This is a genomic window from Kribbella soli, from assembly GCF_004331345.1.
Lineage (GTDB): Bacteria > Actinomycetota > Actinomycetes > Propionibacteriales > Kribbellaceae > Kribbella > Kribbella soli.
In genome coordinates, this window is sequence record NZ_SJJZ01000002.1 from 1,430,322 (window position 1) to 1,442,666 (window position 12,345).

General features: G+C 67.4%; 9 protein-coding genes. 4 read left to right on the forward strand and 5 right to left on the reverse strand.

The window, feature by feature from the left end; genetic code table 11:
• Positions 1-12 precede the first annotated feature (12 nt).
• Positions 13-1,233 carry an alginate lyase family protein gene (locus E0H45_RS20885; RefSeq protein WP_131339687.1) on the forward strand — a complete coding sequence of 407 codons (1,221 nt, stop codon included), beginning with the start codon at positions 13-15 and terminating at the stop codon, positions 1,231-1,233.
• 46 nt (positions 1,234-1,279) lie between these two features.
• On the opposite strand, the gene E0H45_RS20890 is transcribed toward E0H45_RS20885, so the two are convergent.
• Together E0H45_RS20890 and E0H45_RS20895 are read right to left on the reverse strand one after the other, a co-directional pair.
• Entirely contained in the window at positions 1,280-4,630 is a 3,351-nt protein-coding gene (locus E0H45_RS20890) for an alginate lyase family protein (protein ID WP_202872418.1), read from the reverse strand.
• A 237-nt stretch (positions 4,631-4,867) separates the two neighbouring features.
• A complete protein-coding gene (locus E0H45_RS20895; RefSeq protein WP_131339689.1) occupies positions 4,868-5,239 on the reverse strand; it encodes a hypothetical protein in 372 nt (123 codons plus the stop codon).
• Positions 5,240-5,410: 171 nt separating this feature from the next.
• Between E0H45_RS20895 and E0H45_RS20900 the strand changes: the two genes are divergently transcribed.
• Positions 5,411-7,183 (forward strand): HNH endonuclease signature motif containing protein, encoded by a 1,773-nt coding sequence (locus tag E0H45_RS20900; RefSeq protein WP_131339691.1) that lies wholly within the window; start codon positions 5,411-5,413, stop codon positions 7,181-7,183.
• On the opposite strand, the gene E0H45_RS20905 is transcribed toward E0H45_RS20900, so the two are convergent.
• Positions 7,111-7,953, reverse strand: coding sequence for an alpha/beta fold hydrolase (locus E0H45_RS20905; RefSeq protein WP_165546528.1), 843 nt, complete (start codon positions 7,951-7,953; stop codon positions 7,111-7,113). The genes E0H45_RS20900 and E0H45_RS20905 overlap by 73 nt on opposite strands.
• A gap of 84 nt (positions 7,954-8,037) precedes the next feature.
• Between E0H45_RS20905 and E0H45_RS20910 the strand changes: the two genes are divergently transcribed.
• Entirely contained in the window at positions 8,038-9,096 is a 1,059-nt protein-coding gene (locus E0H45_RS20910; RefSeq protein ID WP_131339695.1) for a LacI family DNA-binding transcriptional regulator, read from the forward strand.
• Between the two features lie 7 nt (positions 9,097-9,103).
• Entirely contained in the window at positions 9,104-10,189 is a 1,086-nt protein-coding gene (locus E0H45_RS20915) for a LacI family DNA-binding transcriptional regulator (RefSeq protein WP_131339697.1), read from the forward strand.
• 50 nt (positions 10,190-10,239) lie between these two features.
• Here E0H45_RS20915 and E0H45_RS20920 read toward each other — a convergent pair whose 3' ends face one another.
• Both E0H45_RS20920 and E0H45_RS20925 read right to left on the reverse strand, forming a co-directional pair.
• Positions 10,240-10,773, reverse strand: coding sequence for a LacI family DNA-binding transcriptional regulator (locus tag E0H45_RS20920; protein WP_131339699.1), 534 nt, complete (start codon positions 10,771-10,773; stop codon positions 10,240-10,242).
• 11 nt (positions 10,774-10,784) lie between these two features.
• Positions 10,785-12,344 carry a DUF3502 domain-containing protein gene (locus tag E0H45_RS20925; RefSeq protein WP_131339701.1) on the reverse strand — a complete coding sequence of 520 codons (1,560 nt, stop codon included), beginning with the start codon at positions 12,342-12,344 and terminating at the stop codon, positions 10,785-10,787.
• Between the last annotated feature and the right edge of the window lies 1 nt (position 12,345).

Here is a 12,345-nt window from a genome sequence, read left to right on the forward strand (position 1 = left end):
AAGGAGAAGGACATGCACGAGAGGGAGATCGATCGACGTACTCTTCTGAAAGCCGCCGGAGGTGTGGCCGCCGCGGGAGTAGCGGCCATGGCCGGCGTCACCGCACTCGATCGGCGCGCGGACGCCGCACCGACCACTTTTACCCACCCCGGAGGGCTGCACAACTGGGGCGACCTCAACCGGGCCAAGGTCCGGGTTGCGGCGGGCGACGACCCGTGGCTGTCCGGCTGGAACCGCCTGACCGCCAACTCGCATGCGCAGTCCACTTGGACACCGAGGCCGCAGGCAACGATCATCCGCGGCGGCACCGGCGAGAACTACACCCTCCTCTACAACGACATCCACGCCGCCTACCAGAACGCCCTCCGCTGGTGGGTCCAGGGCTCGACCGCGCACGGCGACTGCGCGCGCAACATCCTCAACGCCTGGTCGGCCACCCTGACCTCGATCAGTGGCAACGCAGACCGGTTCCTGGCGGCCGGCATCTACGGGTACCAGTTCGCGGCCGTCGCCGAGCTGATGCGCGGCTACTCGGGCTTCGACCTGGCGCGGTTCAAGACGATGATGCTCAACGTCTTCTACCCGATGAACAACTCGTTCCTGACCAACCACAACGATGCCTGCATCACGAACTACTGGGCCAACTGGGATCTGTGCACGATGAACTCGATCCTTGCCATCGGCATCCTCTGCGACGACGCGGCGAAGTACGACCAGGCGGTCAACTACTTCAAGAACGGCGCCGGCAACGGCTCGATCAAGCACGCCGTGCCGTTCGTGTACGACGACCAGGGTCTCGCGCAGTGGCAGGAGTCGGGACGCGATCAGGGCCACACCATGATGGGGATGGGCCAGATGGGAGCGTTCTGTGAGATGGCCTGGAACCAGGGCGACGACCTGTACGGCTACGACAACAACCGCTTCCTGAAGGCAGCGCAGTACGTCGCGAAGTACAACCTCGGCCAGGACGTTCCGTTCACGAAGTACACCTGGGGCACCGGCCAGAACTGTGCCTATCAGGAACACACGGTCATCTCCAGCGCGAGCCGCGGCCAGATCCGGCCGGTGTGGGAGATCCTGCACTTCCACTACACCAGGCGTAAGAACCTCTCGGTGCCGTACATCTCGGCCATGGCCGCTCAGGTCCGCCCCGAGGGCGGAGGCGGCGACTACGGCTCGACGAGCGGCGGCTTCGACCAGACCGGTTTCGGCACTCTGGCCTACGCCAAGTAGTCCGCACAGTGGCCCGGCCCCCTCGAGGGCCGGGCCACTGTCCGTTTCAGGTCAGTGCTACGTGGTCGAAGACGGCGGTGTTCAGGGAGAAGGGGTCGCCCGAGACAACGGCCAGCCCCACGTAGAAGGGCGCGGAACCGAACGTCTCGATCTGACCCGGTACGCCGACCGCGACCCAGCTCTCGCCGTCGGTGGAAACCTCCGCGGAGAAGGTGTTTCCGGTACGCCGGATGCGCAACCAGCCGGGCGCACCGGTACCGGTCGTGGTCACGAGGCCGGTCGCCACGCGCAGCCGCTGAACGAACTGCGGCTTGCCGCCGTCGAGCACCACCCCCGACAGTTGGTCGAACGGTGACAGCGACTTGGTCATCAGCACGCCCACCCGACCGGCATCGCCCCGACTCACGACGCGCGCCGTGAACGTCGCGTCACCCGTCACCGGCAGATAGGCGAACTGGACCGTCATGCCCTGTCCGATCACGTTCAGGTCCGAGCCGGCGCCCCGAACTGTGAACCGGCCCAACGTGTCGCTGTAGCTGGTGATCCCCGGTGTCCTGATCGCGACGGCGCTGAAGCTCCCGAGTTGCCGCTCGTCCAGCACGTAGTCACCGATATCGGCGTACTGCCACGGCGCCGGCGGGGGTGCTCCAACGGTGAGCGTGACCTCCGCGGAGCCGGCACCGGCGGCATTGCGCGCGGAGACGCCCAGCTTGGCCGTGCCGGCCCTGAGCGGCCTGCCGCTGATGACACCGGTCTTCCGGTCCAGGGACAGACCGTCCGGCAGGCTGGTCACCGCGAAGCTGATCGGATCGTTGCTGGCGGCAACCCGGAAGCGGAACTCAGTTCCGGTGTTCGCGAACGCGGATCCGGCGCTCGTGATCGACGGCACGGCCGGCGTCGGCATTGTCATCGTCAGGTTCGACGAGTCGGGCCCGGTCCCGGCGGCATTCGTCTTCGCCACCACGTAGTCGTAGCTCTCGCCCGGCACCGCCGTGACGTCCCGGTAGCGGGTCTCCACGCCGAACCCGATCGGCGCCACGCCCGAGGCGATCGCCCGGTACGGTCCACCGGCGTGCCGGCGTTTGACGGTGTACGTCGCCGACACGTCCGGGTCGGACCACGCCAGCTCGATCGCACTGCCGGCGCTGCCGGCCCGCAGTTCACCCAGCGGTGCGGACGGGATCTCGCCCGACCAGTCCTGAACGGTCACGTTGTCGAAGGTTGCTGTGGTCGACTCGGCGTACGGCTGGTCGACGCCGATCCCCGCGCAGACCGCAAGGCCCGCGTAGACGTCGCGGCCGAGGTTGATCCGGGACGTGCCGACCTCGGTCCAGGTGCTGCCGTTCGGCGAGATGAGCCCGGTCAGGACGTCTCCCCTGCGGACGAGCCTGACCCAGTACGGGCGCCGCAGCCGGTAGCCGTCGCTCGCCGCTTCGACGTACGGCGGCGGCAACGGGGTCGCGGACGTCGGGAGGGTTCCGAGATCGGAGATCGGAAAGCCCGCGTTGACGGTGATGCACTGCTGTTGGGTCGGCGGTACGACGGTGCTGCCGGTCGCGACCGTGGAGCCCCCGCCGACGGGCCGGACCGTCCACACACCGCTCCAGGTGTGGAGCGGCAGCCCCTTGATCAGCATCGAGGCATGCGCCGAGGACGCCGACAGACTCTGCCGCAGCATCACGCCGATGGTCGCGTACTGCGAACTCACCGGGTGCACCACCCGCGCCGTGAGCACCCCGTCACCACGCAACGGCAGGTAGACGAGCCGGAAACTGTCCTGCTCCCCACCGATGTCCGCACCGCCGGCCTCGACGGTGAACGTCTCCCCGTCGAAGCCGGTACCGCCCGGGACCACCACCTGGCCGATTTCCTCGCTCACCCAAGGACCCAGGCGGGCGGTCGTCACGGGCAGCGACTCACTGCTCGAGCCGGCTTGGTTCTCTGCCCGAACCTTGTAGGAGTACGTCGCCCGTCCGCGGGCGGAGGCATCGCTCCAGGTCGTCGACCGGATGCCTTCGGCCACGACCGCGTAGTCACCCGAACGGCCGGTCGCCCTGCTGATCGTGTAGCTGCTCGCGGCCACGCCGCTGCGCGGTTCGACCGACTCCGCCCAGGTCAGCATGACGCCGGCGTTGGAACTCTGCGCCGTCAGTCCGCTCGGAGCGCCGGGCGCGGCCTCAGGAGCAGATCTGGAGACGACCGGACGGGCCTGGGTGAAGGTGCCCCACGCGGGGTGGTCGTCGCTGTTCCCCTCGACGAAGCGCGTGCCGCCGGTGCCACGGAACACCACGCGTTCGACGTTCGGCGCGGACAATCCGCGCCGACCGACGTAGTGGGCGTAGGCAAGTTCGTAGATCGGCTGGAAAGCACCACGATTGACCGTCGAGATCGCCGTCTTGATGTACTTCCCGGTCCGGTCGAGGTCAGCGGCGAACGGCACGGAATCGTCGCCCAGGTTGTAGCGAGCGGTGTACTCGAAGCCGTGGAGGATCCTGTTGTCCTGATGACCGAACAGGTCGATGCCCTGGTTCCAGGCGACCGCGGCACAGTTGGCGAGCAGGCCGAGCGCCAACTGTGCGTAGGACTGCGACCGGCCGCTCTCTTGTCCCTGGCCGGTCGCCGACACGACGATGTGTTCGATCCGGCCGTTGCCCGCGCCGGCCACGGCGTACCGTACTGCGTTCTCGAGCATCACCCGGTCGTCGCAGAACACGGCGATCGCCAGGATCGCCTGCAGAGCGGCGAGATCCCAGTTGCCGTTGGCAAACAGCGCATTGCCGGACACGGCCGGGTACCAGACCTTGCGGAACGACTCCGCACACCGACTCACGGCAGCGGGCGACCATCCGTCGTACCCGCTGTGCCGCAGGATCTCGGCGGCGTTCGCGAACTTGAAGACCTGCAGGCCGACACCGAGCTGGCCGTCCGCACCGGTGATCGCCGTCAGACTGTTCGACCAGGCGTCAAGGATGTCGCGCGCCTTGTCGGCGTACCGCACATCACCAGTGGCCGACCACATCAACGCGTTCTGGTAAGCAGCGCCCGAATCGTTCACCGCCTCACTCATGAAGTTCGCCGGCCCACGCCCCCAAGAGGTGATCTGCCCGACGTTCCGAACGACATAGTCGTACGACGACCTGTTGTTCGCGGCCATCGCCAAGAACCCGTCGTACGCCGGACTCACACGATCCGCGACACACCGCCGCATCCGCTCCAAGTCATCCGCATCGTGCAGCAACCCCGGATGCCTGAACGCTGCCGGCACCCCAGAACCGGTCGGTGCCGCGGTCGACGTGGCGGCGGATCCGAGCTGAGCCGCTAGCACCGAACCGCCGGAGGCGACCAGTAACGTACGGCGGCTCATGGTCGACAACGAGGTGACATCGGGCTCCGGCATCTGCGCTCCTTCTCGAAAACCGCTGGTCGAGCGGCCAAGCTAATGAGCGGCAGGCACAACCGGTCAACGGTTCGCGGGCGTCCTGCCCGGACTGAAACTTTCGCCACCCCCTCAGACGGACCTCAAGGAAGGGCTGGGTCTCGGAGTTGATGCTCCATCTGGAGGATCGACGCTTGGGTCACTGGCGGTTGACCCAGGCGAGGACATCGTCGAGGGCCCCGATTACGGTCAGCTTCTTCAGCGGAAAGGCTGCGATGAGGTCGCCGACATGCGTGGCTTGCTCGCAAGCGCGGACGAACGGGTCGGTACGGGGCTGGTCCGGATCTCGCGGCCCTCGTCTTCGACCTCGTACCAGAAGCACCCGTGCTGCGCAGCACCCAAAGTCGCTCGGAGGGTAAGCCATGATCGGTGTGCTACCGCGGCCGGATCACCGTTGTGCACCGCTTCATCTATCGCATGCCATCCATCGGCGTTCACCAGCGCTGCCGTGCTGGTCCAGTCATGCCATGCAGTGAGTCGATCAACGTCCGCAAGTTCGACGACACGCTCGACCCAGAAGGCTTGCAGGTCAAAGAAGGCTTTCTTGAAGTGCAGCGCCCGTGTGGTCACTCTGATGAGCGTCCTGCGGACCGCGCCACCACGCAAGCAGTTTTGGCGCCGCCAACTCCAACTCGGCTCGGTGATGCTGGTGACGTGGCGGTCGACCTTCGACGCACCGGCCATCACACACATCCCGATTTCAGATTTGCACTTAAGGGAACATTTGTTCTAATATGAGGCATGGCGGTGATCGTTGAACCTCTGCACCCTGGCGACGCTGATCTCGCCGGGTTCGCCGCCACGCCACGCTGGATCACGGCTTGGTTGGAGAAAGAGGAAACGCCTTCGCTCGATGCGGCGCCGGCGGCTTGGTTGGACGCGGTAGGTCCGCCCGATGATCTGTATGACCCCGAGGACCCTCATCCTCCTCGGTTCCTGGGCGAGGAGGATCTGTACGACGACCTGCCGCCGATGTCGCGGGTCGACCGCCTGGACTGGGAGTTGTGGGCCGGGGTAGATCAGGACGAGGCCGAACGCGAGATGCTGCGCCTGAAGGCGCCGGCGTGGGTGTTCCTGCCACCCGGCGCCGAGCTGGCCGCCGCGCTGGAGCCGGTGCGACCACAGTGCGAATCGCCCACAGCGCTGATCGAACTGATGAAGGCCGCGTCCCGGATGGTGTCGTGGGCGGAGTCGATCAAGGCCGACGCGATGGCGTCGTTCGTCCGCCAACGCAAGGCTCAGGCAACAGAGATTCCCCGACCGACCCAGATCGACTCCTCGGGCCGCCCCATCGATCCCGAGCGCTCCTGGGCCGCCGAGATCGGTGCCGCTTTGCACCTGTCCAAGGACACCGCCGCTCGCCACATCGACACCGCCCTGCATCTGACCGGACCACTCGCAGCCACTCACACCGCACTGCGCTGCGGTGCCCTGACCTGGTCCAAGGCCCTCTCGATCTCCGGGGCCACCCGGCACCTGCCCGACGACGCGGCCCAAGCCGTCGAATCCCATGTCCTGCGCCGTGCCGCTTCCCAGACCCACGCCAACCTGTGCAAGTCTCTCCGCCGACAGGTCGCCAAACACTGCGCCGCGGACGAGGCCAACCGGCACCGTGAGGCGGTTCGAGACCGCACCTGCAAAATCGTGCCGCTGGCCGACGGCATGGCCGGTCTCTGGGTCGTCCACACCGCCGACAAGATCCAGCAGATGTGGATCGTCGTCCAAGCCATGGCCGACCTCGCCAAACGAGGCACGTCTTCCGTGCCGACCGCCAGTGACGCCGGTGCAGCAGCAACCGATGCCGCCGGCAACTGTGCGGCCGATCGCTCGCCAGAGGCAACGACTGGTGCGGTTCGTGATGCTGCAGGCGGGCAACCGATACGAGACGATCGCACCGCCGATCAGCGGCGTGCCGATGCCATCGTCGACGTCTTCGAACACATGCTGCACAACGGCCTCGACTGGCTCGGCAGACGCCTACCCGACCACCACCGCCGACGACCCCACATCGAGATCTTCGTCCCCATCACCACCCTGCTCGGGCTGGACGACAACCCCTGCGAACTCACCGGCTACGGACCCATCCCCGCCGACATGGCCCGCCGCATCGCCACCGACGGCACCTGGCGACGCCTGCTCACCGACCCCACCAACGGCGCCGTCCTCGAGGCCTCCACCACCCGCCACGACCCCGGCATCGCCGTCACCGAAACCCTGCTTGCCCGCCACCCCGTCTGCGCCTGGCCCGGCTGCAACCGCACCTCCCGCGACTGCGACCGGGACCACACAACACCCTTCGCACAAACCGGCCGAACGACCCTCACCGGGCTCGTGCCCTACTGCGAGTACCACCACGTCGTGAAGGACACGCCGGCGTGGGGATGGACCAGCACCGCCCACCCCGACGGCTCCGTCACCCTCACCGCACCCACCGGCCACCGCTATACAACAGTCCCGCCAGCCCGCGGCCCCATCTCAGAGGAGCCAGACACCCCCGACCCTCCACCTTTCTGATGCGAGCAATGGGTCGGAGCCAGTGAGGTCAGCCAACTCTCGATCAGGTTGACGAACTGCGCCGGGCGCTCGTGGTGCAGGAAGTGGCCGCAGCCGTTCCACAGGACGACCCGTGAGCCGTAGGGCAGCGACAGGCCGATGTCCCACGCGGCCATCTCGGGCGTCGGGCGAATGCACAGCAGCGGTTGGGTCAAGCCGGCGAGTCGCGTGACTGCGGCCGGACGCGCGCCGAACGCGTCGGGGTCCGTGTACATACCCGCGTAGCTTTCGGCGAGCACGTGCCCCGGTGTCGCGAGCAACTGGTCGCGGATCGCGCCGGCAGACAGTCCGAGTTGGCGGACTGCCGCTTCAGGTCCGTCGTTCCGCAGGGCGGTCAGACGCTGTTCGAAGGTGGCTGCCTCGGCCTCGTCCGCGCCGTACGCCGGATCGATGGCCACGACCGCCGCGACCAGGTCAGGACGTTGCAGTGCGAGCTCCGCGACGATCTGTCCGCCCATCGAGTGCCCGACCGCGACGACCGGCCCGAGGTTCATCCGGTCGACGAGCATCGCGAGATCTGCCGCGTAGTCCGCCGGCCGATACCCGTGCCGGAGTACCGGCGAACGCCCGTGACCGCGCAGGTCGACCGTGATGACGCGATGGCCCTCGAACCTCAGGCCGCTCCACGCGCGGCTGTCACCACCCCAGCCATGGACGAGCAGCAGCGGATCACCCGTACCGGTGTCACTCAGCCAGATCGGAACCCCGCGGGCTTCGACATTCGCCGCCATGGATGGCAGCATAGTTAACGTTTTCTACACCGAGTCAGGGCAAGACCCGGACAGAAATTTTCGACCGGACAGAGAGGTTGGCGCGTGGCGCGAGTGAGCCTCGGGAGCCGTCCGACGGTGAAGGATGTCGCCGCGGCCGCGGGCGTGAGCGCCACGACGGTTTCGCGGGTGCTCGCCGGGAACTACCCGGTCAGCGCCTCGACCCGGAAGCGAGTACTCCGGGCCGTGCAGGACCTCGACTACGTGATCAACGCGCAGGCCCGCGCCCTGGTCGGCGGCACGACGCGGACCGTCGCGTTCATCATCCGCGACCTCGTCGGTCCGCTGTTCGCCTACATCGGGCAAGGCGTCGAGCAGCAGGCCACCGCCGAGGGCCGCGTGTGTCTGGTCTGCACCCATCACGGCGACGCCGATCGCGAGCTCGAACTCATCGAGCTGATGCGTGAGCAGCAGGCCGAGGCGGTGGTGCTCGTCGGCGGCGGCCTGCGTACGCCGGAACACCTCGAGCGGATGGCACAGATCGCCCGGTCCCTCGAGCGAGTCGGCTCGCGTCTGGTGCTCTGCGGCCGCCCGCCGATCGGACCGGACGCACCCGCGACGGTCGTCGAGTACGACAACGAGGGCGGCGCGTTCGCGGTGACGAACTACCTGCTCTCGCTCGGCCATCGCCGGATCGCGTTCGTCGGCGCCGCCGAGCCGGAGCACACCACGACCAGCGCACGCTTCGACGGCTTCACCCGCGCTCACGCGGCGCACGGCCTGACGGTCGATCCAGGCCTCGTTGCCGGCGGCACCTTCGATCGCGAGTCCGGCTACCGGGAGACCAAGGCTTTGCTGAGCCGCGACACCGGCATGACCGCCGTCGTCGGCATCACGGACATCGTCGCGAGCGGAGTCCTCGCCGCGATCCACGACGCCGGGCTCCGGGTGCCTGAGGACATCTCGGTCGCCGGGTACGACGACATTCCGCTGAGCGCCGATCTCAATCCCCCGCTGACCACGGTCCACATCCCGCACGAGGAACTCGGGCGTTCCGCCGTACGGCTCGCACTCCATCGGGACGACTACGCGCAGGATCAGCACCTGATGCTCGGGACGCACGTGGTGATCAGGAAGTCGACCGCTCCGCCCAAGGAGCGCTAGGAGAACCATGGCCAACAGCAGTACGCCGGGGTCCGGGCGGCGCAAGTCCTCGAGCTCACCGACGCTGGCCGACGTCGCCGCGCACGCCGGGGTGTCGCCCGCGACGGTCTCCCGCGTCCTGGCCGGCAACTACCCGGTCTCCCGATCGGCGAACCAGCGCGTCCTGCGATCGATCCGCGAGCTCAACTACTCCGCGAACACTCATGCCAGGGCCTTGGCCGGAGTGCAGACGAAGACGATCGCCTTCATCCTCGCCGACGTCCGCGGCCAGTCGTTCGCGGACGCGGCGCACGGCGTCGAGCAGGAGGCGTCGCGCCGTGGATGGCTCAGCCTGATCGGCACCACCCAGGGCGACTCGGAGCGGGAGCTCGCCCTGGTGCAACTGATGCGCGAGCAGCGCGCCGGCGCCGTGATCCTGATCGGTGGTGTCACCACCGAAGCGGCCGACTACCGCGTGAAGATGACCGAGCTGGCCCGCTCACTTCACTCCGCCGGCTCCCTGCTGGTGTTGTGTGGACGACCTCCGCTGGGCGACGACGTACCCACCGCCGTGATCGAGTACGACAACGAGCAAGGCGCCTACGCGATGACCAGCCATCTGCTGTCCCAGGGCCATCGCCGGATCCTCTTCCTCGCCGGCCCCGAGCGTCAGAGCACCAGTATGCAGCGGTTGGCTGGACATCGACGGGCCCTGCACGACTACGGCGTACCGGATGGGGCCGAGCTGGTCGAGCATGGTGTCTTCACCCGAGCCTCCGGCTACCAACTGACGAAGAACCGACTGGCCGCCGGGCAGGACTTCACCGCGGTCTTCGCGGCCACCGACGTCGTGGCCGCGGGCGTGTACGCCGCGGCCGCCGAGTTCGACCTGAGAGTCCCCGAGGACCTCTCAGTGGTCGGCTACGACGACGTCGAGCTGGCCCAGGACCTCCGTCCCCGACTCACGTCGGTCCACGTCCCCTACGAGGAACTCGGCCGCGCGGCGGCGAAGATCGCGCTGGACTCCCAGCACCAGCAGCCCGGCTGGACCGGAGACCACCGCCTCTTCACAACCCACGTCGTCGTCCGCAACTCGGTCAGCCGACACGCCTGACCACCACATTTCAAGCCCCAACGCGCGGGTAACCGGCTCTTGTGACTGAGTCAGCCGGCGGCCATGGAGTGGGGGTACGGCGGCGTACCGTCGAGGATGGTGGTCAGCACTTCTGAGACCGGTGTGCTGGAGTCAGCGGGGAGCAAGACGGACGGGATGTTGTAGGCGGCAAGGTACGCCACCTGGGTGTCGGTGAACTCCACGTCGAGGCCGATCACGCCGCGTGTGCCGCGAGCAAAGAGCCGTTCCAGCCAGAGCCGGGGTACTGGCTCTCCCCCGTTCACTGTCGTGACGACGAGAGCCAGCCCCGGCTTACGGGCGGCGTCAGCAAGGCCGGCCAGTACGTCACCGGCCCAGCCGCTGCTCTGACTGGCGACCACCACGTCGACCAGCTCGGACTCCTCGCGACGGTTGCCTGCGGCATCGGAATCCAAGGGATACCCGGCGCGACGCAGTACCTCACGTACCCGTGTCCTGGTGGCCGGGGCGACATCCGGGTAGGCGCGCAAGACCTTCGAGACGGTCGAGATCGACACACCGGCCTCGCGCGCGACCACCGCGAGCTTCCTCCGTGGGGCGGACATCGAGGAGGGCCTCACTGGCCCTTGAGATACGTGTTCGCCTGCTTCTCCATCTCCGCCTGCAGCTCGGCGAGGCCGGCCTTGTCCACCGCCTTCTTGAGGTTGTCGAGACCCTTGTCGACGTCGACCGCCCCGATCCACAACGGATTGCCGTACTGCGTCATCGCCGCGTTGACCTGGCTGTCCTGACGTTTCACCGGCGTCACGTCCGGCACGAACGACGCGTACGGGTCCAGGGTGAAGTTGTCGTACTTCTGCGCCCAGTCGAACCACGCCTCCTCGGTCGGCGTGATGTCCTTGATCTTGAGCTCGAGCTTTTGCCGCCAGCACAACGCGAACCCGGGGAAGCTGTACTGCGACAACTGCTGGAACTTGTCCGTGCCCACCGGCTTCCAGTCCGTGCCCTCGACCCCGTAGCTGAGGAGGTCGTGGTTCTCCTTGATCGAGACCCAGTCCTCCAGCTGCATCGCCCGCTCGTTGCTCCGGCCCTTGACGTTGAGTACGACGAAGTTGTCGGCCTGGAACGTCTGGTTCGGCTTGGCGTCCTTACCGCCCCGCAGCGGTACGACGTTGGCGATCTGCGCGGTCGGAACGGCCTTGCGCAGCGGCGTGAGCGACTGCGACGACAGCCCGTCCGTCATCGCCCACCGGGTTGCGATGCGGCCGGACTCGAACTGGGACTTGATCGTGCTCGAGTCCACGTTCAGCGCGTCCTTGTTGATGATGCCGTCCAGGTAGTACTTGCGGACCTTGCGCAGCGCGTCGACGACGCCCGGGGCCTCCCAGAACGGGATCGGCTTCGCGGATCCGGTGCTCTTCCCGTCCTGCGCCAGGTAGAACGGGAGCGAACCGCCGCTGAAGGTCTGCACGCTGACGTGCGGGTTCTCCCAGTCGTGCTGGTTCAGCCAGCCGACCGGTGCGAAGGCCACCAGGAGATCCGGCATGTTGGACGAGATACCGATCGGCGTGAGCTTCTCCTTCTGCTTGACGTCGTACCAGAACTTCTCCAACTGGTCGAACGTCGAGAGCTCGCCGGCACCGAGCTTGTCGGCCAGGTCCTGGCGGACGGTGAAGTGATGGAACCGTGCGGCCGAGTTCACCTGCGGGATCCCGTACAGCTTGCCGGACCACTTGTTCTGCTCGAGCAGCTGCGGGTCCAGGGTCTTGCTCAGGTTCGGGTACTTGCTGATCAGATCGTCGACGGGAACCAGCGACTTGCTGGCGACGAGCTGGATCATGTTCAGCCAGCGAGCTTGCAGCGCGGTGTCGAAGTTCTCGCCGGCCGTGAACTTGAGCAGCGACTGCTGCTGGTAGTTCGACCAGGCGACGAACTGGGGAGCGATGGCGAAGCCCAGGTCCTTCTTGAGCTTCTCGTTGACCTTGGCAAGGATCGCCTCCCAGCCGGTCGGTGCGTCGCCGGGCAGCAGCAGGGCGAGGGTGTCTGCGGCCTTCCCGGAGCTCGGTGACGACGAGTCTCCGCAGCCGCTCAGTCCGAGCATGGCTGCGAGTGACAGGCCGCCGCCGGCGGCCAAGAAGCCGCGCCTGCTGAGGCCGGCGGGAGATGTGGCGGGCACA